This is a genomic window from Mucilaginibacter ginsenosidivorans, assembly GCF_007971025.1.
GTDB classification, from domain to species: Bacteria; Bacteroidota; Bacteroidia; order Sphingobacteriales; family Sphingobacteriaceae; genus Mucilaginibacter; species Mucilaginibacter ginsenosidivorans.
Genome location: NZ_CP042436.1, coordinates 2,826,845 through 2,849,086 on the forward strand (window position 1 = coordinate 2,826,845; position 22,242 = coordinate 2,849,086).

The 22,242-nt window shown below is 45.2% G+C and carries 20 protein-coding genes; 12 read left to right on the plus strand and 8 right to left on the minus strand.

From position 1 onward, the window contains the following. Nucleotides 1-489: 489 nt before the first annotated feature. Nucleotides 490-1,350 (minus strand): glycoside hydrolase family 16 protein, encoded by an 861-nt coding sequence (locus FRZ54_RS12925; protein ID WP_147032017.1) that lies wholly within the window; start codon nucleotides 1,348-1,350, stop codon nucleotides 490-492. A gap of 5 nt (nucleotides 1,351-1,355) precedes the next feature. After that, nucleotides 1,356-2,102, minus strand: a complete 747-nt coding sequence (locus tag FRZ54_RS12930; RefSeq protein WP_147032018.1) for a hypothetical protein — start codon at nucleotides 2,100-2,102, stop codon at nucleotides 1,356-1,358. 136 nt (nucleotides 2,103-2,238) lie between these two features. On the opposite strand from FRZ54_RS12930, the gene FRZ54_RS12935 reads away from it, so the two are divergent. Next, nucleotides 2,239-3,510: a metallophosphoesterase gene (locus FRZ54_RS12935; RefSeq protein WP_147032019.1), complete on the plus strand. Its 1,272-nt coding sequence runs from the start codon at nucleotides 2,239-2,241 to the stop codon at nucleotides 3,508-3,510. Here the strand turns inward: FRZ54_RS12935 and FRZ54_RS12940 are convergent. Together FRZ54_RS12940 and FRZ54_RS12945 are read right to left on the minus strand one after the other, a co-directional pair. Then, complete coding sequence (locus FRZ54_RS12940; protein WP_147032020.1) at nucleotides 3,500-3,862, minus strand: response regulator; 363 nt, start codon at nucleotides 3,860-3,862, stop codon at nucleotides 3,500-3,502. The two genes, FRZ54_RS12935 and FRZ54_RS12940, sit on opposite strands and share 11 nt — an antisense overlap. A 524-nt stretch (nucleotides 3,863-4,386) precedes the next feature. Then, complete coding sequence (locus FRZ54_RS12945) at nucleotides 4,387-4,755, minus strand: response regulator (protein ID WP_147032021.1); 369 nt, start codon at nucleotides 4,753-4,755, stop codon at nucleotides 4,387-4,389. A 206-nt stretch (nucleotides 4,756-4,961) separates the two neighbouring features. Here FRZ54_RS12945 and FRZ54_RS24490 point away from each other — a divergent pair, with 206 nt between their 5' ends. From FRZ54_RS24490 to FRZ54_RS12970, 6 genes are all read left to right on the plus strand, one after another. Next, nucleotides 4,962-5,126 carry a hypothetical protein gene (locus FRZ54_RS24490; RefSeq protein WP_187359620.1) on the plus strand — a complete coding sequence of 55 codons (165 nt, stop codon included), beginning with the start codon at nucleotides 4,962-4,964 and terminating at the stop codon, nucleotides 5,124-5,126. 58 nt (nucleotides 5,127-5,184) lie between these two features. Then, the gene (locus tag FRZ54_RS12950) at nucleotides 5,185-5,745 is read left to right on the plus strand and encodes a Crp/Fnr family transcriptional regulator (protein WP_147032022.1); all 561 of its coding nucleotides are present in this window, start codon (nucleotides 5,185-5,187) and stop codon (nucleotides 5,743-5,745) included. Between the two features lie 65 nt (nucleotides 5,746-5,810). Beyond that, complete coding sequence (locus FRZ54_RS12955) at nucleotides 5,811-6,476, plus strand: hypothetical protein (protein ID WP_147032023.1); 666 nt, start codon at nucleotides 5,811-5,813, stop codon at nucleotides 6,474-6,476. A 299-nt stretch (nucleotides 6,477-6,775) separates the two neighbouring features. Continuing rightward, a complete protein-coding gene (locus FRZ54_RS12960; RefSeq protein WP_147032024.1) occupies nucleotides 6,776-9,802 on the plus strand; it encodes a glycosyltransferase family 117 protein in 3,027 nt (1,008 codons plus the stop codon). A 297-nt stretch (nucleotides 9,803-10,099) separates the two neighbouring features. Further along, nucleotides 10,100-13,177: a glycosyltransferase family 117 protein gene (locus tag FRZ54_RS12965; RefSeq protein ID WP_147032025.1), complete on the plus strand. Its 3,078-nt coding sequence runs from the start codon at nucleotides 10,100-10,102 to the stop codon at nucleotides 13,175-13,177. 64 nt (nucleotides 13,178-13,241) lie between these two features. Continuing rightward, the gene (locus FRZ54_RS12970; protein ID WP_147032026.1) at nucleotides 13,242-13,691 is read left to right on the plus strand and encodes a GNAT family N-acetyltransferase; all 450 of its coding nucleotides are present in this window, start codon (nucleotides 13,242-13,244) and stop codon (nucleotides 13,689-13,691) included. Nucleotides 13,692-13,697: 6 nt separating this feature from the next. Here the strand turns inward: FRZ54_RS12970 and FRZ54_RS12975 are convergent, their stop codons facing one another. Next, nucleotides 13,698-14,129 carry a DUF983 domain-containing protein gene (locus FRZ54_RS12975; protein WP_228462472.1) on the minus strand — a complete coding sequence of 144 codons (432 nt, stop codon included), beginning with the start codon at nucleotides 14,127-14,129 and terminating at the stop codon, nucleotides 13,698-13,700. Then, entirely contained in the window at nucleotides 14,126-15,010 is an 885-nt protein-coding gene (locus FRZ54_RS12980) for a helix-turn-helix domain-containing protein (RefSeq protein ID WP_147032027.1), read from the minus strand. Before FRZ54_RS12980 ends, FRZ54_RS12975 begins: the two co-directional genes overlap by 4 nt. Before the next feature lie 280 nt (nucleotides 15,011-15,290). On the opposite strand from FRZ54_RS12980, the gene FRZ54_RS12985 reads away from it, so the two are divergent. Continuing rightward, nucleotides 15,291-15,929: an HAD family hydrolase gene (locus FRZ54_RS12985; RefSeq protein ID WP_147032028.1), complete on the plus strand. Its 639-nt coding sequence runs from the start codon at nucleotides 15,291-15,293 to the stop codon at nucleotides 15,927-15,929. On the opposite strand, the gene FRZ54_RS12990 is transcribed toward FRZ54_RS12985, so the two are convergent. After that, nucleotides 15,916-16,395: a helix-hairpin-helix domain-containing protein gene (locus FRZ54_RS12990; RefSeq protein WP_147032029.1), complete on the minus strand. Its 480-nt coding sequence runs from the start codon at nucleotides 16,393-16,395 to the stop codon at nucleotides 15,916-15,918. The genes FRZ54_RS12985 and FRZ54_RS12990 overlap by 14 nt on opposite strands. 3 nt (nucleotides 16,396-16,398) lie before the next feature. Further along, entirely contained in the window at nucleotides 16,399-17,886 is a 1,488-nt protein-coding gene (locus FRZ54_RS12995) for a PAS domain-containing sensor histidine kinase (RefSeq protein ID WP_147032030.1), read from the minus strand. Nucleotides 17,887-18,168: 282 nt separating this feature from the next. Here FRZ54_RS12995 and kaiC point away from each other — a divergent pair, with 282 nt between their 5' ends. From kaiC to FRZ54_RS13015, 4 genes are read left to right on the plus strand one after another with little or no spacing between them, the layout of a single operon-like run. Further along, a complete protein-coding gene (gene kaiC / locus FRZ54_RS13000; protein WP_147032031.1) occupies nucleotides 18,169-19,932 on the plus strand; it encodes a circadian clock protein KaiC in 1,764 nt (587 codons plus the stop codon). Continuing rightward, the gene (locus tag FRZ54_RS13005) at nucleotides 19,919-20,203 is read left to right on the plus strand and encodes a circadian clock KaiB family protein (protein ID WP_147032032.1); all 285 of its coding nucleotides are present in this window, start codon (nucleotides 19,919-19,921) and stop codon (nucleotides 20,201-20,203) included. Before kaiC ends, FRZ54_RS13005 begins: the two co-directional genes overlap by 14 nt. A 17-nt stretch (nucleotides 20,204-20,220) precedes the next feature. After that, the gene (locus tag FRZ54_RS13010) at nucleotides 20,221-20,544 is read left to right on the plus strand and encodes a circadian clock KaiB family protein (protein ID WP_147032033.1); all 324 of its coding nucleotides are present in this window, start codon (nucleotides 20,221-20,223) and stop codon (nucleotides 20,542-20,544) included. Continuing rightward, complete coding sequence (locus FRZ54_RS13015) at nucleotides 20,544-22,211, plus strand: ATP-binding protein (RefSeq protein WP_147032034.1); 1,668 nt, start codon at nucleotides 20,544-20,546, stop codon at nucleotides 22,209-22,211. The genes FRZ54_RS13010 and FRZ54_RS13015 overlap by 1 nt, the downstream gene beginning before the upstream one ends. Nucleotides 22,212-22,242: the final 31 nt, after the last annotated feature.

The following is a 22,242-nucleotide window of genomic DNA, read 5'->3' on the forward strand; positions in this document are numbered from 1 at the left end:
CAAAAGAGGCAGTTTTATAAGTCCGAGGACAGCCTCTTTTTCTTTGACGTATTCGGATAGATGGCGGAGACCGTTTTCGTACAGACGATTCTAATGCCCTCCATTTTACTTATGAGTCAGCCTCTTTTGTTTGTTAATTCAGATAAGATTAAGATATTACCCTTCTTTACCCGATTTTAATCTTCGTTGAACAAGTAAATAAGTGATCATAACAATAGCCGATATATAACAGAAAATAGCGAAAGTAACCAAATATTCGTATGCATGACCCCAATTTATGTGCATCGCGTAGTTGTTTTTGAAAAAGTCAGAAACAAGTAATATTAAATTGCAATAAAAATAGATCAGCAACAAATAAGACCATATAAAAATACTAACCCACGCCCTTTTCGCATAAATTACTCTTCTCACGGTGAGGGCCGAAACCGCAAAAAATATTAGGTATGCCCAGGCTAAAATTTGTATCTCCACTTTTGTAAAAAACAAAATTTACTTATTTTTCGTCACCAGTACCCAATCAACCAATACTTTTGCCTTACCAGCCTTTATTTTATCAACCGTAGCCTGCGATATACCATAATAAGGCTTTGTAATTTTATTAACGCCACCCGGGTAGCCGCCTCCGAGCGCGAAGTTCAGGATAATAAATTTCCGGTTATCAAATGCCCAGCGTCCGTATTTTTCAACCATTGCTTTGGTTACGGTATAGGTTACCACCCCGTCGGTTTTAAAAACAAGTTTATCAGGCGTCCAGTCGACAGAATAAATATGCCATTGGTCTACCGTTTGGTGTTTTGGCAGAAAATACCTGTATGCCAGGGGAGTGTTCCCGAAATATTTTGGTCCGTGCAGGGCATTACTTATCCAGCTCGAATCGCCTACTGTTTCCATCATGTCTATTTCGCCGCAGTCTGGCCATTCGCCATTGCCCAATGCCCAAAATGCAGGCCATAGTCCCGCGCCTGAAGTTATTTTCATCCTTGCCGAAAATGTGCCGTAGGTAAATTCCATTTTATGCTGCCCGTTTATCCGTCCCGAAAGGAAATCATACTTCTTATTTTCCTTACTGGTATACCCGGGATGATAAATGGCCTTAATGACCAGGGCCCCATTTTTGGCACCCTCGGCCGCTTTACCGTGCACAAAATAAAGTACCGACGATGAATCGATATACGCTTGTTGTTCATCATTAACAGTATTGCCGGTCACTTCCACGTTCCATTTGGTCCGGTCGAGTTTCGGTCCGTTAAAATCTTCAAAAAAAATGGTATCGGATTTCTTCTGCTTTTGAGCAAGACAAGCAGTTGCAGTAAAAAGGGTTAACCCTGATAGTAGTAAAATGCTTCTCATTATGTTTATTTGGTAATGTATTTATAATCGATGAATACCTTAGATAAAGCGGTGTAGATGATGACACTGGCAGGAAATCCATTATCGTTGTAAGTATAAGTAAACCGGTCGGAGTTTCTGATAGTTACATTGTGCAGCAGGGTGCTTGGGTTTCCAATCCTTACCACGTACATGTAAAAGTAATTATTGGGGTACACCTGCGACCATGGATTCTTTTTATTATCGTACGTAAACGATGTCTGGCTGCCGAGGTCTGAAGAACCATCGCTCCTGAAGGCCTGGGTTGTAGCTACGTTCCCCATCCCATCGTACGTAAACGTCTGCGCGCCCGAGTGCTTTGTGGTTATTTTGGTAAGCTGGTGGTTGCCGTTGAACGTGAGATAAGCTGTATCAGCTAAATGGTGGTCGCCGGGTCCGTAAAAATAATAGCCGGTTTCGGAGTTGTTGTAGAAGAAATCGAAAGTAATAATGAGTCCGCCGGTGCTATTGTATTTGCGGGCGCTGGTCACCCTGTCCTTGTTGTCATAATCAATAACATACTTTATTTTATCCGTTCCGGTGCCATCAGTTATCTCGGTGATACGGTTTTTATAGTCATAACTGTAGTTTGCTGTATCAAGCGGGTATCCGTCGGCGCGGTCATCTGTTATCTGTTGGCGTAAAAGGTAAACGGGTCCGTTTTGACTGTTTTTTTTACAGCCGGCCACGGCACCTATTGCCAGCACAAGGCAGCAAAGCAGCATTTTTCTCATATCTACACGTAGCAGGTTTTGCTCCCTAATTGGTTTTTGAAAGCGAAAAGATACGAAAATTACTAATAACAACAGCTATTTTACACTTTAATTACCAACGCTTTTAGAAATTGCGCACTGATATTCAGCGTTTTTTATGCATAGAGGCAGCTTTTTGACCATATTCCTGGTGATTACGGGGTTAACCCTGCTGCTCGATTGGTACGTTTACAACGGGCTGCGTACATTAACAAAAGGTTGGCCCTCCCTAAGATGGAAACAGGTATTGCTTTGGGGTTACCTGGCACTATCTCTTGGTGTTACTGCTTTGTTTCTTGTTGGCCTGGGAAGTTTCAGTACGGCGAAGGGGATGACGCCATACCACGAGTGGGTACTTAGTTTCTTTCTTACTTTTTTCATTACCAAAGTTGTTTTCTCGCTGGTTTTGGTCATTGGCGATATAGGACGGCTATTATACGGTGTTGGCGATAACGTGATCAACCGTGGTAAAAAAGAGAACATATCTTATTTCCCTGCGCGCAGAAAATTCATCAGCGAAATAGCAATACTGGTAGCAGCTGTACCTTTCACAAGTTTTCTTTACGGAATGTTTAAGGGAAAGTATGATTATAAGCTGCATCGCGAAACCCTTTATTTTGATGACTTGCCCGAAGCATTTGACGGTTTTACCATCACCCAGGTATCGGACATTCATTCCGGTAGCTTTGATAACAGTGCAGCTGTGCAGCGCGGGATCGATATGGCCAAAGCGCAAAAAAGCGACCTGTTCGTCTTTACCGGCGACCTGGTGAATAACGCCGCCTGGGAGATAGAACCTTACATCGAACAGTTTAAACAATTGAAAGCGCCTTACGGGCAGCTTTCCATATTAGGTAATCATGATTATGGCGACTACATCCAATGGAACAGCCCCGAGGAAAAGGCTGCCAACCTGGAGAAGCTTAAAGGCCAGCACGCCAAATTGGATTACCGCCTGATGCTGGATGAAAACGTCGAACTCGAAAAAGACGGCCAGAAGATAAGCCTTATCGGGGTGCAAAACTGGGGACGGGGGTTTATCCAAATCGGCGACCTGGACAAAGCGCTGCACGGCGTGGATAAGGATGCATTCAAGATATTGTTATCGCACGACCCTACCCATTGGGAAGAAAAAGTGCGCTATCACGAAACCAAAATACACCTCACTTTAGCCGGCCATACCCACGGTGCCCAATTCGGCGTGGAAACCGCCGGCCTGCGCTGGAGCCCGGTGCAATACCGTTACCTGGACTGGGCCGGCCTTGCCGAACATAACGGCAGGCAGTTATATGTAAACCGGGGGTTCGGCTTCCTGGCATTTTCCGGAAGGGTAGGTATATGGCCCGAGATAACCGTTTTAACGCTGAAAAAGAAAAAGATCACTGCATAACAAGTCCGTTCGCTTTTTCGATGACTTCCTCAAGGTCGTAAGGCTTAAAAAGAATATCATCAAAGCCCAGCGCTTCATAATCAATAGCGTCGTACAAATAGGCGGTGGATAAAATGACGGGCACGTGCTTAAATTCCCGCCGCCATTGTATTTGGCGGCAGATGTCCTCGCTGTTGTGACCAGCCATGCTGAAATCGAGTATGAACAGATCCGGGTTAAATTTCCTTGTGATAGGGATGAGATTTTTTCCGTCAGAGGTGAGAAGCACCCTGAACTGTTTGTAGGTAAATTCGCCCCGGCTGCAACTTGGGGGCTCCTGGCCTTCGTCCAGGATAAGAATGCGCTTTGTCATGATAATTAATGGTGTGGTTGTTTCCTGATAGACTAAGGCAGAGAGAAAAGGTTTGATTTTAACAGGCTTTTTGTAGCTGATACACTGCGTGTTACCTAAGTCAACTGAAGAAAACGAATGAAGGTGATTGCGAAAAACACAGTTAACTCACTCATGGTCAAAAAGATGCGGGTTCACGTATCCATCCTTTGCCTTGCTGATATATTTTAATTAATTGATAATTAGGTTTTTAATTCGATAGCTAAGCTCAAAGGTGCCTTATTTTTGATGTTTTCGTGAACACGGGCTTATATAAAAAGAGGGTAGAGGCGGTCGCTTCACTGTCGACTCACCCCGGCATCGCTGCGCTTGCCGCCCCTCTCTCCGCCTGCGGCGCAAAGAGGGTTGAATTTATTTATTAAAATGAAACTTATCCCTAAAAATATAGAATAACGTAACCCTCTTTATCGCTTGCGATAGACAGGGTTACCCAGCAAAGCGTCGGTCGGGTGAGTCCCTTCACCATCACGCAAAACCCGCGCAACCTACGCCCTCGCCGACACCAAATTACTTACCTTACCCACCAACTCATCCAGCCCGAAGGGCTTTGCAATCACATCATCGCAGCCCATCGATTCATAGTTAATATCTTTATGAAAATAAGCCGACGATAGTATAACCGGTACCCGGCCGAACTGCGGGTGCCATTTTATCTGGCGGCATATCTCCTCGCTTTTCATGCCGGTTACCTTATAATCAAGTATAAAAAGATCGGGGCGGAATATCTTGGCAATTTCTATCAGGTTGTGGCTGTCCGAGGTAACCAGCACCTGGTAGTTCTCATACGAAAGCGTCTCTTCAACAATATTCAGCAGGTCCTGGTTGTCATCAAGTACTAAAATGCGGTTTAACATAAGTGTTGTTGTTTGGTAATTTAATTGGGGTGATTAAGTAAAATTTCTTCATAAAACATTAAAAACATCCGATGACGACCAATTACTATTTAATGCAATAACGGGCTGGCGTTTAATGTATTTTATCGGGCATGTTAAAATTTGTTAACACTTACGCTATAAGTATGTAAATCCGGTTTGAGCGAAAAACATATATTTGGCGCTTTGTGAAGCAGAAACCCAACTTTAAAACTTATTATTTGCTGGCCATTCTTGTTGGCCTTTTTATCGGCATAGCCACCGAGGATAGATACATTGGCTTTCTTGTAGCCATAGCGCTGGTGCTAACGGTTTCAGGTATCCGGCAGCGAAACAGGAACAGGGAGTGGTAATCGCATTTGAAGGAGCGCAGCAAAAAAAATAACTGCTGTTAATATTATCTTTAACCCAATGTACGGCCTGCTAAAAAGATATTTGATTGCTAACGGATTTACGGAAATTGATCACGAACATCTCAACCTGTATAAGCCTAAAGCAGTTAGGAAGAAGGCAACCCTGTTAGCAGCGGGTGACACTTGCGGCGAACTCTACTTCATCAATAAAGGATGTATCCGCACCTTTTATCTAAACAAAGATGGGAAAGAGCGCACAAGATATATTGCTCTCGAAGGTATCATAGTTACAGCGCTGGATAGTTTCATCAACCAGGCCCCGTCATTTGAATTTGTGGAAGCGGTAGAAAACTGCGAGGTGCTGGTTATCAGCCGTGGCAATTTCTATAAGCTCGTTGATGAAGATGCGCGATGGGCCGCATTTTACCGCAACCTGCTGGAGCAGGCTTATACCTATCAAAACCGTCGGATAGAGAGCCTGGTATCACTTAGCGCAAAACAGCGGTTTGAGGAAGTGATGAAACATCACCCCGAATACATCAGGCGGCTGCCTAATCATATCTTTGCCACTTATCTCGATATCTCGCAGGAAACGCTGAGCCGACTGAAATCCAAATGATTTTTTTGACCTGGATCAATGTTTTGACAAGCCAGGCCCTATACTTTTGAGGAAAACAACATCAAATGGAATTCGACCCCAACAATGCCGTAGTACAGCTTTGCGTAAAAGGAATGACCGCCGAAGGCGAGGGCAAAATTGACCAAGCCAAACAGCTTTTTCAGCAGGCCTGGGACACAGCAACCAATAATTTCGAGGCCTTTACCGCCGCGCATTACCTCGCCCGAAACCAGGCCGATCCCAACATCGAACTGAAATGGAACCTGGAGGCCCTGCGCCTGGCGGATATGCTGGAACCGGACGGCATGAATGGTTATTATCCATCGCTGTATCTGAATGTGGCAAAATCGTATGAAACTTTAGGCGATCCGGAGCAGGCGACAGGCTTCTACCAAAAGGCGGCTGAAAGCAGTGAGTATTTGCCTGCCGGTGGTTATTCGGATATGATACGTTCGGGCATTGCCGCAGGTTTGAAACGGGTGGGTAAAACAAACCCGGCAGGTGAACAGGTAAAAAGCCTGATCAATGGCTGGTGCGAACGTAAAGAACTGAGGCCATTATCCATGATACTGCCCGCCTATGTGGGCAACCTCGGCACTGCAAACGACCGCAATAAACTATTAAGCGCCTTCAGCTATTTAAGTGCGACCCGATGCCTGGGCGAAGAGGATCAGAAGAAAACAGAGGGGATCATCGCATCGTTATCCAGGGAAATCGCTATTAAAATTTAAGGCTATCAGGAGGCTCATCCGGAGCCGCTATCCTCATTTTATTTTAAGCTATAAACAGGTGACTCTGCTGGAGTCATTGACTGAACCCTCGGTGAGTTCCATAGGAACTACCTGTTTATAGAGTAAAATATAGTTTTTTATGGCTCCATCGGAGCCTCCTGTATTAAAGCGATTTCATCGCAGGGCTATCCGCCAATAGTTAAATATTGTTAAAAGATGTTAAACCGAAGCCGTTGATGGTGAATACTTTATAAAAAGCATGGATATTTAGGTATTGATAAAACTTTACACTAAAACCTATGCAGTATAACCGCATCAACAACCTTTTGGGCTGGCTATGTTTTTTGGTTGCCGCCTGTACCTACATTTTAACGCTCGAACCATCGGTAAGCTTCTGGGACTGCGGCGAATTCATAGCCTGCGCCTACCGTTTACAGGTATCGCACCAACCGGGTTACCCTTTGTTCGCCATGATATGCAAAGTGTTCTCACTCGCGTCCCTGGGCGATAATACCAAAGTGGCCTATTTTACCAATATGGCCTGTGCACTTGCCAGTGCGGCTACTATCATGTTCCTGTTTTGGACGATAACACTCATCGCAAAAAAAATGATGATCAGTCGTGGTGGCGAGCTAACCACGCAAAAATACATACTAATATGGGGCGCCGGTTTGGTAGGCGCTTTGGCTTTTGCCTTCAGCGATACTTTCTGGTTCTCGGCTGTCGAAACCATCGTTTTTGCCATGTCGGCCTTATGCACGGCTATCGTTTTCTGGGCAATACTGAAATGGGATGCCCATGCAGATGAACCCGGTGCCGATAAATGGATCGTTTTCATTGCGTACATGATCGGCCTTTCCATAGGTATACACCTGCTCAATTTACTCACCATACCGGCGGTCGCCCTGGTTTACTATTTCCGGCGGTATAAAAATATCAATTTTAAAAGCGGGCTTATAGCTTTACTTATCAGCATATTCATACTGGCTTTTGTGCAGTTTGGCGTAAGGGGCTATACCGTGATGCTGGCAGCCTACTCCGACCTTTTTTTTGTAAACAAACTCGGCATGGGCTTTGGCAGCGGTGCGCTGGTGTTCTTCCTTTTGCTTGCGGGGCTGCTTGTTTGGGGCATCCGTTACAGTATAACAAAACGCAAGCCGATGCTTAACCTGGCCTTCCTGTGTGTTGTGTTTATATACTTCGGCTATGGCTCGTTCATGTATATTCCAATCCGTGCCACGGCCAATACCGACCTGAATAATTCGCACCCGGATAATGCTTTTACGCTTTACGGCTACCTTAACCGCATCCAATACCCGCAAATGCCATTGCTTAGCGGGCCTTATTTCGACGCCAAAGTTACCGACCAAACCTTCGGCGGTCCCTTTTATCAAAAAGGTAAGGACAAATATGTAGTGGCTGGCCACGCGCTCGAAAATACCTATGACCATACCACTATACTGCCCCGCATCCATAGTTCGGATAGTACCGATCCCCAGTTTTATCGCCAATGGCTGCGCCTCGGTGATACTGATGTACCCACCTTTAGCGACAACCTGAAGTTCCTGTTCAGCTGGCAGATAGGCCAAATGTATTTCAGGTATTTCCTGTGGAACTTTGCCGGACGCTATAACCAGCAGGACGGCCAGCAGCAAATGGGCGGTTTCCACGGCTATACCGACGGCGACTGGACCACCGGCATATTTGACCATAGCAAACATCTGCCAAAATCGGTATTGAATGACAGGACTTACACGCCTTTATATGCCTTGCCGTTGGTATTAGGATTGATAGGGTTGTTTTATCACTACAAATATGGTAAGCGCGATGCTATCGTTATTTCGATGCTATGGCTGTTTACCGGGCTGGCTATTGTATTTTACGTGAATCAGCCCTTGCAGCCGCGCGAGCGGGATTATTCCTATGTCTGTTCGTTTTATGCTTTCGCGATATGGATAGGGATGGGCGTTATCGGCATAGCCGAATTTATGCGCCGCAAAGTAAACGCGCGCGTGGCAAGCTTTGCCACCATTGGTTTATGTATGCTGGTAGCGCCCATATTGATGGCAAAAAAGGAATGGAAGGCGCACGACCGTTCGACCAAAAGAGTAGCACACGATATGGCATACAACTATTTAATGTCGTGTCCTAAAAATGCCATCCTGTTTACAGGCGCCGATAACGATACATATTCGCTGTGGTACGCGCAGGAAGTGGAAGGCATAAGGCCCGATGTGCGTATCTGTATCACCACACTGTTTGGCGGCGACTGGTATATTCACCAGATGCAGCGCAAAATGAACGAATCGGAGCCATTGCCCATTTCTATGCGGTACGATCAGTACCGGTCGGGCACGCGAGATTTTGTGCCGTATTCCGACGCGAAACTACCCGATTCGATCGAGCTGAAAGAGGTCTTCGACTTTATAACATCGGATAACCCGCAGGCAAAAGTGGAAATGCAGGATGGTGAGGTAGTAAATTACCTTCCAACAAAAAACTTTAAACTTACCATTAACCCGGATGAAGTCGTAAAGAACGGCGTAGTAACTCCCGATCAAAAGGCGAGGTTGGCCGACAAAATGGAATGGAAATTTACCGGCAATTACCTGACAAAGGATAATATCGCTATGATGGACATACTTGTCCATAACAACTGGAAGCGGCCGATATGCTTCGCAGCGACCATGAGCAATAAGGACCTGAATGGTTTGCAGTCGTATTTGTATAAGGAAGGCTTTGTGTATCACCTTATACCGTTCAAACCAAACGACCAAAGTCAAAACCAACGCCAGGCTAAAGTAAATACCAAAGTGATGTATGACAACGTGGTGAACAAATTCAAATACGGCAATTTTAAACACGCTAAATATTTGGATGAGCAATCGTCTAATTTATTTTATCCTTTCATCACTTCAACCTATTTAGAATTGACGCAAAACCTGGTGCAGGAGGGTCGCAGCGACCTCGCCCTGAACGCCCTGCACAAATACGATAAAGAAATGCCGGATATTTACCCTTATGCGGGTATCGCCCAAAGCAAATATTTTATTATCGATACCGCCTATAAGCTGCACGATAAAAGCACCGCCAATAAATATATGGCCAGCCTGGACAGTTACCTCACCGACCAGCTGGATTATCACTACAACCTGATGCAGGATAGTCCGGCGGATGTGGACGGACAGACGGTGCAGTTCGAGGTTTCAGTGCTTAACGGCATCACCGATTTGGCCAAAGAATACGACGACCCGAAATTGTCAGGAAAATTACAAGGGCAGCTGGATGATTATACAAAGAAGTTTTCGGGGATAATGCAGCGGTAACCCATACAACCGATGTCATTTCGAACGAGCGTAGTGAGGAGAAATCTTGTACGATTTGCATAGCCGCACAGCGTAGCGTTTAAGATTTCTCTCTGTCGTTCGAAATGACATTATTGTTATTTTTTCTTTCGCCGCCCCACGTCACCCGCCCAGTGCCAACCGACACTCATTTCAATTTATTTTTATAATTTCGAAAGCACTTTGTTAAAAGATGTTAACGCAATTGCTATTTGTTAAAAATAAGTTATAAAAATGCGGATATTTGCCCGCGCATAAAACAATTACTAAACACGATCCATGCAATACAAAAAGATCAATAACCTATTAGGATGGCTATGCTTTGTCATCGCCTCGCTTACTTATATCAGTACTTTAGAGCCTTCCGTAAGTTTTTGGGATTGCGGCGAGTTCATTTCCTGCGCTTACCGTTTGCAGGTAGCTCACCAGCCGGGTTACCCGCTTTTTGCTATGCTGGGCAAGTTTTTCTCCCTTGCCTCAATGGGCGATAAAGCCAAAGTGCCATACTTTACCAACATGGGTTCGGCCCTGGCAAGTGGCGCTACTATCATGTTCCTTTTCTGGACCATTACTGCCTTAGCCAAAAAATTACTGCTGACTAAAGGCGAAGAAGCCGATAATACCAAACTGATCTTGATCATGGGCGGCGGCCTGGTAGGGGCGTTGACTTTTACCTTCACCGATACCTTCTGGTTCTCGGCTGTTGAAACTATCGTATTTGCTTTATCCATGCTGTGTACCTCGCTTGTTTTCTGGGCGATACTGAAGTGGGACGCGCATGCCGACGAGCCGGGCGCGGATAAATGGATCGTATTTATAGCTTATGTAATCGGTTTGTCTATCGGTATCCACCTGTTAAATTTATTGACCATTCCCGCCATCGTTCTGGTTTATTATTTCCGCCGCACAAAGGCCGTTTCGGGCAGAGGGGCCTTCCTGGCTTTTATAGCCAGCATCGTCATCCTTGGTTTGGTGCAATATGGTATCAGGGGATATACGGTGAAGTTCTCCGCCTATTTCGATCTTTTCTTTGTAAATACCCTTGGCATGGGCTTTGGCACCGGCGCTATGTTTTTCTTTGTGTTGCTGATAGGCTTGATCGTATTAGGTATCTGGCTGAGTATTAAATACAAAAAGCCAGCTTTAAACCTGGCATTTCTTTGTGTGGCCTTTATTTATTTCGGCTACAGTTCGTTTGCTTATATTCCTATACGCGCCACCGCTAACCCCGATCTGAACAACTCGCACCCGGATAACGCTTTTACCTTATACGGGTATCTTAATCGTATCCAATACGGCGAAACACCTTTGCTTACAGGTCCTTATTTCGACGCAAAAGCTATCGACCAAACAGAAGGCAGTATCATTTACCGCAAAGGCGATAAGAAATATGAAAACGCGGGCAGAAAATTGAATACGGTATATGACCATACCACCATTCTGCCGCGTATGTACAATACCGAAAATACGGATGCTTCTTTTGCGTCTGACGCGCAATTTTACCGCCAGTGGCTGCATATGGGCGATAGCGATGCACCAACCTTTAGCGACAACCTGAAATGGATGTTCAGCTGGCAAATGTGGCAAATGTACGGCCGGTATTTTATGTGGAACTTTGTTGGCCGCACCAACCAACTGGATGGTCAGCAGCAAATGGGCGGCTTTAAAGGATACGTTGACGGAGACTGGACCAGCGGTATTTTTGATGGCGCGCGAAACCTGCCGGCCAGCCTTACTACGGTTGCACCCAATACGCCTATGTCAGCTGCAAATGCTTATACGCCATTGTATGCGCTGCCTTTAATATTGGGTTTGATAGGCCTCGTTTACCATTCGCAACGCAAACAGCAGGATGCCCTGATAGTCGGTTTATTGTGGTTCTTTACAGGCCTCGCTATCGTACTTTACGTCAATCAGCCAAGCATACAGCCACGCGAAAGGGATTACTCCTATGTCGGTTCATTCTATGCCTTCGCGATATGGATAGGTATTGGTGCTATAGCTATCGGTGATTTCCTTAAAAAATGGATCGACGGTAGAACGGCTGCCATAGGTGCAACCGCAATATGCCTGTTGCTGCCCGTGCTGGTAGCCAGTAAGGAATGGCGCGCACATAACCGCTCGACTAAAATGACGCCGCATGATATGGCTTATAATTACCTCATATCCTGCCCGCCGAATGCGATCTTGTTCACTTATGGCGATAATGATACCTACTCGCTTTGGTACGACCAGGAAGTGGAAGGCATACGCCCCGACGTGCGCATTGTTAACCTGAGCCTGTTCAGTGGCGACTGGTACATCAGGCAAATGCAGAAAAAAATGAACGAGTCGGAGCCGCTGCCTATCACCATGCCTTATAGCAAATACAAAGAAGGTGTAAGGGATGCGATCCAGTATTACGATAAAAAAGTGGCCGGTTACGTAAACGTTAAAGAGGTTTTTGATTTTATTACTTCGGACGATACCAGTACCATGGCGCAATTGCAAAGCGGTCAATGGGTAAATTACCTGCCAACCAAAAACTTTGCTATACCAGTAAATGCCGACGAGGTTATTAAGAATGGTGTGATATCTCCTGCGCAAAAAGGCAGGCTTGCCGATACCATGAAGTGGAAATACACCTCCAACTTCGTAACCAAAGATAACCTGGCATTTATCGACATATTGGCGCATAATAACTGGAAAAGGCCCATCTGTTTTACCATAACTGTCGGCCAGGAAAATATGATGGGATTGCAGCCATATTTATATAAGGAAGGCTTTACTTACCACCTTATCCCGTTCAAAGCGGATACAACAACACGCGACCAATTGGGTAAAACCAATACGGACACGATGTATGATAACATCATGAACAAGTTTAAATGGGGGAACTTTAAAAAGGCTACGTACCTCGATCCTGAATCAACAACCATGTTCTACCCGGTACTTACCTCTACAGTTCTTGACCTGGTACAAAACCTGAGAGCAAGGGGCGAACACGACAAAGCCATCAAAGTGCTGAATAAATATGACCAGGAGATGCCTGATATTTATCCATATATTGACATTGCGCGTAGTAAATTCTTCCTGGTGACGCAGGCGTTCGACCTGGATGATATACCGCTGGCTACCCGGTATGCCAATAGTATTGATAATTACCTGGTTGACCAGTTGAATTATAACTATAACCAGATGCAGGGTAACCCCGACGCTGTCGACCCGCGCACTATACAATTGGGCATGTATATCCTGAACCAGATGGGTGAACTGGCAAAAGAAAAACACCAGGATGCATTGAGTACAAAACTATCGGCCCAGCTAAAGGATTACGAGGGTAAGTTTAAGTCGCTTATGGGTCCGGCGGGCCAATAAGCCAATATCAACTTTATAAAAATAGCGATGGGTTTATGCTCGTCGCTATTTTATTTTTATGGCCATGGAAATAAAAAGAATAGGGGTAGACGAAGCCGGGATAGTAACGGACCTGTTCGACCGTTACCGCCAATTTTATGAACAGCCAGCCGACCGGGAACTTGCCGGGCGGTATATCAGCCAGCGCCTTGCGAATAACGAATCGGTAATATTTGTCGCCATTGCCGATGGTACGCCTGCGGGATTTACCCAGCTGTACCCAACCTATTCATCAGTAAGGGCATGCAAAAACTGGATATTGAACGACCTCTACGTGGATGAGAACCACAGGAAAAAAGGCATAGGCGAAGCGCTCATCCGAACTGCCATAGCATTTGCCAAAGCCGCCGGCGCCGCCGACCTCCAACTGGAAACAGCCACAGACAATCATACCGCACAGCGCTTGTACGAGGCAATTGGCTTTGAAAAGCAGGAACAGGGCACAGGCTTTTTTTTATATAAGATCAGCGTGTAGCGAATATTATTTTTCTTTATAAGGCTTCTTTGCCCTTTCCGGATCGTAATGCAGGTTGGGCGTGAGCCAGTACAACAATATTACACGCGAATACCGGTAATTGAACGGCGACAACACCAGGGTTACGCCCAGCAATATGCCAATATAAAGCCACGGCGATTCTGAACCAGTGAGCAGGAAGGTGCCAACGGCCAGTGTCACCATTTCAGCTACGATCATGCCATAGCTCACAAACATGGCCACGTAAAAGTATCCTGGCTCTATCTCGAACTGGAAGTTGCAGTAAGGGCAGTTAGCGTGCGATTTTTGGCCCAGGAAGCCAAGGCTCGTGTTTACAAACATATCACCTTTTCGGCATTTGGGGCATTTGGCATGTAATGCCGCGCTAAATTCTGACATGGGTACTACGGTTTTTTCGGTATCGTGCGTCGTCGTCATGGCTTTGGGTTTTTTAAAGTATTTTTCCTAAAATCTTCGGGTGTCAGGCCTGTATATTTTTTGAAGAATTTGGTGAAGTAAGAGTTGTCGTTAAAGTTCAGGCGGTAGCCTATTTCGGCAACCGTCAGGTCGAGATTGATGAGCAGCCTTTTTATCTCGAGCAATACCCTATTACGTATAACATCGCCTGCAGGCATACCAAGCATATCGTTACAAAGGGCGTTCAAATGATTGGGAGTGATGTACAATAATTGAGCGTAGTCCTTTGGCAGTCGCAGCGTGGCAAAGTTTTCTTCTATCAGCAGCCTGAAATTTTTAAGCAGCGTATAATTGTAGGCCGATGGCTGTTTTTGCCTGGGTACGGCATTCTTCCGGTTTATAAGTATAAACGCCTGTAACAGCAGTGTCCTGATCATATCCACACTCATGTAAGCGGGATTTTCGCTTTCGTCAACTATATTTTCAAATAAATTGATCACCTGCTGACGGATATCATCCGGCAGGTCAATTACCTGGTCAACTGCGTTACCGCTAAAAAAGGAGAATTGCTGCAGGTAATCGTTTGACAGTAAAAATGATTGGAAAAAGGCTTCTGAAAAATGGACCACGTAACCGTCAACATCGCCGGCAAAGTCCCAGGAATGTACCTGCCCGGGTACCATAAAATAGATCTGGTACGGTTCAACTTTAAACGTCGTGAAGTCGATAGCATGGGTACCACCGCCTTTGGTAAACAACACCAAATGGTAAAAACTGTGTTTATGAGGAAAGTGGAGATCGGTGTGCTTTTCCAGGTAGATACCGAAACGGCTTACCAGTATGTCTTCCTGCTGAAAATCAGACAGTTTGCAAATGTCATATACAGGAAATGCAGCTTTCATTTTTATCGTACAAAAGTAAACGTAAAGTACAACAACAGGAAGTATTTATCGTGTCCGTAATGGTACTTTTTACCGATTGCTATGGAATATTGTACAAAATGCCTGTAAAAAAATAATCCCCCGCCGGGAGGCGGGGGATATAGTGGTCCGTCTTACTCGCTAATTCGGACCAAACCTAAACCTTATCGTTGCAAATTTGTGAAATTTTTATGAATAACGGATGAAATTTTTTCAAAAATCTATGCGGAAATAATTCACATATTTACAAAAACGTAACAGAATGTTAATAAATAAACCGGACAGCCTCATTTTTGATATGGATGGCACACTTTGGGATGCTGTCGACACCTATGCCGAATCATGGAACATTGTCTTTCAGCAACTTGGCATCGATATGGTTGTGCGCCGCGATGACCTTGCAAAAATGGTAGGATGGGAAGGCAAAAAGGTACATGCGGTACTTATGCCCGACTTTGACGAAGAAAAACGCCAGTATATTTACGCGAAGGTGAATGAATTGCGCCGGGAACTTTTACCCAAAAATGGCGGGGTACTGTATGAGGGCGTAAAGGACGGGTTGAAACAGCTTGCGGCCAAATACCAGTTGTATATTGTCAGTAACTGCGCTGTAGGCATTATTCGCCTATTTATGGATTGGGCCGGAATTAACGAGCATATCATCGACGAGATAGCGTATGGAACCAATTATATGCCTAAGCATTATAATATCAGACAACTTATCGAACGGCATGATCTCAAAACCCCCGTTTACGTCGGCGACACCGAAGGCGACGGCGAACAAAGCAGGCTGGCTGGTATACCCTTTGTGTTTGTAAGCTATGGTTTTGGAAATACAGATGATCACGATCTCCGGTTCGATAATTTTACCGGCCTGACCAAACACTTTATGAATTTGTAGCGCCGGAATATCTTTCGCTTTCAAACCAATTGTGACCCGGTCTGTCAGGAGGGTAGCCGTGCTTTGCCCGGTAAGCTTTTCGAAGCGTGGTAAAATCCCACCAGTTTTTATTGCCGCGGTGATTTGCGAAATGCACAACCAGCCAAAACTGATCTTCGACACACGGGTCCACCCGGAAACCGTGCCTGCGCTCGTATGCATTCAGCAATTCGGGGCCCTGCATTTCTTTCAGTTCATTTAACGAATAGTAGCCAAGGGATACCAGGTCCGCTGCAAACCGCGGCCCTACCGAAGGTATCTGTTGAAATTCTATCAGCGCAGCTATATTCTTCGCTCTTTCCGTGGTAGTATTCAATAGCTCGCACAACTCATCGGCAGCGTAGGCGTGAAGCTCGCCGACCCTGCATTTGTTTTGCTTTAAGCGTTGCTTTTCCGCAACGGTTAAGGATAGTTTATAGGTTTTCATGTCCTACTTTTCTAAAGGCAGGGTAAAACTAAAGATAGAACCTTTGCCTTCCTCGCTCTCCACACTTATTTGTCCCTTGTGCCGGTGGATGATCTCGCTCGAAAGGTACAACCCAATACCGAAACCGGCAACGTGCTTCATGTCGTCATCTTCGACGCGGTAGAAACGCTGGAAGATCTTTTCCTGGTCCCTTGGTTTAATACCAATACCCTGGTCGGCTACCGAAACACGTACATGATTTTCTATAGCTTCAGTGGCTAAAGTTACCGTGCTCCCTTTAGGTGAATACTTGATAGCATTGCTGATAAAATTACTGATCACCTGGCCTATTTTTTCCCGGTCGGCATGAATCTTGATATCACCATTCGCCGAAAATTTCAGGGAATGTGTCCCGGCTATCACCCGGCTCTCGGCAATTATGTCCTGAGCCAGCTTATTGATATCAAATACATTTTTTTTGAGCTGCAGTTTACCCGGCTCAATTTTTGAAAGATCAAGAAAGCTATGCACAAGCGCCCCCATCTTGTTAACCTGGTTAAGCGCCTTGGTAAGCGAGGTGATTACGAATGGGTCCGACGAGGCAGATAACTTCACCTCGAGCAATTGTATATAGGCTTTCAACGAGGTAAGTGGCGTTTTCAACTCATGGCTTGCCATAGCAATAAAGTCATTTTTTCTTTCCTCGTCGCGCTTGCTTTCGGTAATATCCACAATGGTGCCCAGCATTCTTTCGGGCTGGTTTTTATCGTTAAACAATACCATTCCCTTCGTGCGTATCCACCGCATCGATTCATCCGGCCAAAAAATACGCACCTCGTATTCGTATTGACCCGTTACCAGCGCGCGGTTATAGGCAGTTAAAACAATATTTTGCATATCGTCGGGGTGCACCTGGTTGCGTATGAAAGAGAGCGAGACCCCGGTATTAGGCGGGTGACCAAAAATGGTTACCATCTGCGGCGAAAAACTGAAATCTGCAGTTTTAATATCCAGCACCCAAAAGGCCAGGCCGGTTGCATCAGCGGCCATCAGCAGCCTGTTCTCGCTTTCAATAGCGGCTTGTTTTGCCTTTACTTCGCCTGTAATATCAACGACGGTATTCAGGACGTAAGCAACCTTGCCTTCAGAACAATTTATGGGTATATTGGAGCACGACCAGTAATGTTCGGACGATATTTTTGTGACCGGGTCCTTCATATCGAACCTGTAAACAGGGACGTCTATCTTTAAGCCTGTTTCTATAACTTTCGTGAATACTTTTCGGGCGGTATTTTCATCATTTGGATCGTCGCCGGTGTCAGGAAAAACCTCAAAAAAACCTTTGCCCACAACGTCTTCCCGCTGTACCGATGTGATCTGCAAATAAGCGTCGCTTACGGCAGCAATAGTAAAACGCGGCGCATCGGCCTTAACCAAAAGTGATCCCGGCGATTTTTCAAATAGCAACTGAAATAGACCTTCGTTAAGGTTATCGGTAGAAGTATCGGCCATGATCGTGGTGCGAAATCTAAATCAAGGTAAATAATTTTAATCGGTAACGAAAACTTGTTTTAATTATTAAAAAATGTCCGGTTTTTAATGCCTTGTTCGTGCCTGATATTTCTCTTTAAACGGACTTAGTAACTTTTGGTTATCGTTTTAATAAAAAAAATATATTAGTAGGAAACATATAAGTGTGTTAAAACATATTTACCTTGTTGCTGTTTAAGCCTCATAGTTCAGCCGAAATTTTAATATCAGCCGAAAAAAGTTCAACCTTAATTATTGTTCGCAATGACCAGGGAAAAGAAAAACAAGAAAACAGATACAATTTACCAAACACTGCCAAAAGTGCCTTCAGGCATTTCAGGGCTTGATGAAGTAACCATGGGTGGTTTCCCTAAAGGCCGCCCGACACTGATATGTGGCGATGCCGGTTGCGGCAAAACCCTTATGTCGATAGAGTTCATCGTAAAAGGTGCAACACTATATGACGAGCCTGGAGTATTTATGGCGTTCGAAGAAAGCCGCGAAGATCTCGCAATGAATGTGGCATCGCTGGGTTTTGACATCGAACGCCTGCAAAAGGAAAATAAAATAAAAATTGACCATGTTCACATCGAGCGCGAGCAGATAGAAGAAACTGGTGAATATAATCTCGACGGTATTTTCATCCGCCTTGGATATGCCATAGACAGCATAGGCGCAAAACGCGTGGTGCTAGATACTATTGAAAATCTTTTTTCAGGGTTAGAGAACGAGGGTATACTGCGTTCCGAACTGCGCAGATTATTTGGCTGGCTGAAAGAAAAAGGTGTTACAGCTTTGATAACCGGCGAAAAGGGCAACGGCATGTTAACCCGGCAGGGATTGGAAGAATACGTATCCGATTGCGTTATATTCCTCGATCACCGGGTTATCGACCAGGTATCAACACGGCGTTTGCGTATCGTAAAATACCGCGGATCGGTACATGGTACCAACGAATATCCATTTCTTATAGATGAGGATGGCATATCCGTTTTGCCTATCACCTCGCTCAGTCTCGATAAACAGGTGTCCACCGAGCGCATTTCTTCGGGCATACCGGCGCTCGATAAGATGATGGGTGGCAAGGGCTTTTACAAAGGTGGCAGTATCCTGGTGTCGGGCACAGCCGGTACCGGTAAAACCAGTATTGCGGCTTATTTTGCCAATCAAACCTGTAACGAGGGCAAAAAGTGCATCTATTTTGCTTTTGAAGAATCTCCCCGGCAAATCGTACGCAACATGAGGTCGATAGGCATGAACCTTGAGAAGCATATCGATAAAGGATTGCTGAGGTTCAATGCTTCGAGGCCTACCATGTTCGGCCTCGAGATGCACCTGGTATCGATCTATAAAATGATCAGGGACTTTAAGCCCGACGTGGTGATCCTCGATCCCATCACTAACCTGGTAACCGTTGGCGCCATGAGCGAGGTTAAAGCGATGCTGGTCAGGCTGATCGATTTTTTGCAGGACGAGCAGATAACCGTAATGTTTACAGCGCTTACCTTAAATTCTACGGTGAGCGAACAAACCGACGAGGGCGTATCATCCCTGGTTGACACCTGGCTGCTGGTACGGGACATTGAATCGAACGGCGAGCGTAACCGGGGATTGTATGTGATCAAATCGCGTGGTATGAAGCATTCTAACCAGGTTCGCGAATTTATCATCACCGATCACGGACTCGACCTGGTGGATGTTTACCTTGGTCCGGACGGCGTATTGACGGGTTCGGCACGTGAAGCACGCAAGATAGAAGAAGAAACCGGACTTGCGCTGCGCGATTATGCAGTAAACGCCAAGGACAGGGAAATAACCAGGCAACGGAAGACCCTGGAAGCTAAGATATCCAGCCTGAGGAATGAGTTTGAGTCGGCTGAAGAGCAATTGAACAGGATATATAACGAGGAGTTGCTACGCAAACAGGTAATAGATAAAACACGGGAGACGATGACGAAGATGAGGAGGGGAGATGATGAAAATGGTGCAGCTGCAAAAAACAAAAGAAAAAAGAATGAGAACCGATAAAAAATGGGAGCTGCGATTATATGTGGCCGGTAAAACGGAACGTTCTGTAACGGCCCTCACTAATTTGCGAAAATATTGCGAAGAGCATTTGAAAGGGCAATACAGGATAGAAGTTATTGATCTGTTAGAAAAGCCGCAGTTGGCCGAAGGAGACCAGATACTTGCCATCCCAACATTGGTACGAAAAGTACCCGAACCGATACGTAAAATAATTGGCGACCTCTCAAACGAAGAAAAAGTACTGGTGGGTTTAAACATTATCCCTGCTTGAACCCTTATAGATAACTAATGAAAATAGCCGGTACAGATTGTGATAGGGGAAACGAAGGGATAAATGTATACGTGTTGCGCTTGTTTGTCGCCGGTACATCGCCCAATTCCATACGTGCAATAACTAATTTAAAGGCTATTTGCGAAAAATATCTCGCAGGCCGTTACGAACTGGAGATCATTGATGTGCATCAACAGGCCGAAAAAGCTGAGTTTGAACAGTTGATCGCGCTGCCAATGGTCATAAAAAAATCGCCCGGAACCGAAAGAAGGCTTATTGGCGATATGTCAGATACCGGCAAAGTTTTGAAAGGATTAGGAATAAAAGACGCAGCCATTTAATGGATACATCAAAGTCATATGAGCAATTACTGAATGAGAACCAGGAGCTGAACTTCAAACTGGAAGAAGCTAATGATACCATTGAAGCTATTCGTACCGGCCAGGTTGATGCCATTGTGGTTAACGGACCCAACGGCCACAAGGTGTATTCCCTGAAAACGGCCGATCATACTTACCGCGTTTTTATAGAAAAGATGAGTGAAGGCGCGGTAACGCTCGATAACGTCAGAACCATTATTTATAGCAACAGCCGCTTTGCAGCAATGGTGGGTTTACCTCTGGAAAAAGTGATCGGCATGTCATTCGATACTTTTATACCCGAGGAAACTTATGAAGATTACAAGGCGCTTATCATAGAGGGGTGGAAGGACGATGTTAAACAGGAGTTTGCCCTGGAGAACTATAATGACGGACGCACGCCCTGCCTGTTCTCGTGCAATGTGCTCGAACTTGACGACGGCGTTACCGCGCTCAGCCTTATCATTACCGATCTTACCCAGCAGAAAGAAATACAGCGGCAGCTTAAATCACAAAATGAGAAGCTGGAAATCGCGCGTAATGAAACTGAGCGGATGAACGATCAACTGGAAGAAACTGTAAAAGTACGTACGGTCGATCTGCACAACAGCAGGGAGCATTTTAAGCTGCTGGCAAATAACATTACGCAAATGGCCTGGACAAACCTTCCCGACGGGGAAGTGAATTTCTACAACAACAGGTGGTTTACTTACACCGGGCTTGGATTTGAGGAATTAAAAAATCATGGGCGCGCAACCATTGTGCATCCCGACGACCTGGAAAATACCTTGCAAAAATATACTTCCGCGTTGCAAACCGGCCAGGTATTCGAGGTGGAGAATCGCTATAAACGGCACGATGGTACTTATCGCTGGCACCTGAACAGGGCCATGCCACAGTTGAACGGGGACGGAGAGATTGTTTTCTGGATCGGGACAGCGACCGATATTGAAGATCAGAAAAAGGAATTGGAAAAAAAGGACGAATTTATCGGGGTAGCAAGCCACGAACTAAAAACGCCCTTAACCAGCCTGAAAGGCTACCTGCAGTTGATGAAAATGCAGCTAAAGGACAATTATCCGCCGGTATTTTCTACCTACCTTGATAAGGCCAATGCCGTAGCAAATAAACTGCAGCACCTGGTGGACGATCTGCTGGATGTAAGTAAAATAAACGCCGGACGGCTTGATTACCGGATGGAAGTAATTAACCTGAAGGATATTGTTGATGACTGTGCGGAAAGTTCAAGGCACATCTATAACGGTTTTACTTTCGTGGTAGATAATGATCACGATTATATGATAAGGGCGAACACAGAACGCCTGGAACAGGTAATAACAAACCTGGTAAATAATGCCGTAAAATATTCAAAGACGGACAAACACATCATTATTAAAACCGAACAGAAAGGCGATAATAGTGTACGGGTATCGGTCACCGATTTTGGTATAGGCCTCGATCAGGATCAGAAGAAAAAGATATTTGAACGTTTCTATCGTATCGAGGACAAAAAATATATGACCAGCGGCCTTGGCATGGGTCTTTATATTTCTTCACAAATAATGAGCACCCACAATGGTACGATGGGTGTGGAAAGCGAGCCGGGTAAGGGCTCCACATTCTATTTTGAGTTGCCGCTGGAAAAATAAGCTTTCCCATACTTAACATTTGGCGATGTTT

What these genes read in the sequence shown, in the direction of transcription:
- FRZ54_RS12995 (WP_147032030.1), bottom strand. Translation starts at nt 17,886, where the DNA reads ATGGCCGATACTTCTACCGATAACCTTAACGAAGGTCTATTTCAGTTG.
- FRZ54_RS12945 (WP_147032021.1), bottom strand. Translation starts at nt 4,755, where the DNA reads ATGTTAAACCGCATTTTAGTACTTGATGACAACCAGGACCTGCTGAAT.
- FRZ54_RS12980 (WP_147032027.1), bottom strand. Translation starts at nt 15,010, where the DNA reads ATGAAAGCTGCATTTCCTGTATATGACATTTGCAAACTGTCTGATTTT.
- FRZ54_RS12990 (WP_147032029.1), bottom strand. Translation starts at nt 16,395, where the DNA reads ATGAAAACCTATAAACTATCCTTAACCGTTGCGGAAAAGCAACGCTTA.
- FRZ54_RS12985 (WP_147032028.1), top strand. Translation starts at nt 15,291, where the DNA reads ATGTTAATAAATAAACCGGACAGCCTCATTTTTGATATGGATGGCACA.
- FRZ54_RS12965 (WP_147032025.1), top strand. Translation starts at nt 10,100, where the DNA reads ATGCAATACAAAAAGATCAATAACCTATTAGGATGGCTATGCTTTGTC.
- FRZ54_RS13010 (WP_147032033.1), top strand. Translation starts at nt 20,221, where the DNA reads ATGAAAATAGCCGGTACAGATTGTGATAGGGGAAACGAAGGGATAAAT.
- FRZ54_RS12975 (WP_228462472.1), bottom strand. Translation starts at nt 14,129, where the DNA reads ATGACGACGACGCACGATACCGAAAAAACCGTAGTACCCATGTCAGAA.
- FRZ54_RS12935 (WP_147032019.1), top strand. Translation starts at nt 2,239, where the DNA reads ATGCATAGAGGCAGCTTTTTGACCATATTCCTGGTGATTACGGGGTTA.
- FRZ54_RS13005 (WP_147032032.1), top strand. Translation starts at nt 19,919, where the DNA reads ATGAGAACCGATAAAAAATGGGAGCTGCGATTATATGTGGCCGGTAAA.
- kaiC (WP_147032031.1), top strand. Translation starts at nt 18,169, where the DNA reads ATGACCAGGGAAAAGAAAAACAAGAAAACAGATACAATTTACCAAACA.
- FRZ54_RS12955 (WP_147032023.1), top strand. Translation starts at nt 5,811, where the DNA reads ATGGAATTCGACCCCAACAATGCCGTAGTACAGCTTTGCGTAAAAGGA.
- FRZ54_RS13015 (WP_147032034.1), top strand. Translation starts at nt 20,544, where the DNA reads ATGGATACATCAAAGTCATATGAGCAATTACTGAATGAGAACCAGGAG.
- FRZ54_RS12970 (WP_147032026.1), top strand. Translation starts at nt 13,242, where the DNA reads ATGGAAATAAAAAGAATAGGGGTAGACGAAGCCGGGATAGTAACGGAC.
- FRZ54_RS12940 (WP_147032020.1), bottom strand. Translation starts at nt 3,862, where the DNA reads ATGACAAAGCGCATTCTTATCCTGGACGAAGGCCAGGAGCCCCCAAGT.
- FRZ54_RS12925 (WP_147032017.1), bottom strand. Translation starts at nt 1,350, where the DNA reads ATGAGAAGCATTTTACTACTATCAGGGTTAACCCTTTTTACTGCAACT.
- FRZ54_RS12930 (WP_147032018.1), bottom strand. Translation starts at nt 2,102, where the DNA reads ATGAGAAAAATGCTGCTTTGCTGCCTTGTGCTGGCAATAGGTGCCGTG.
- FRZ54_RS12950 (WP_147032022.1), top strand. Translation starts at nt 5,185, where the DNA reads ATGTACGGCCTGCTAAAAAGATATTTGATTGCTAACGGATTTACGGAA.
- FRZ54_RS12960 (WP_147032024.1), top strand. Translation starts at nt 6,776, where the DNA reads ATGCAGTATAACCGCATCAACAACCTTTTGGGCTGGCTATGTTTTTTG.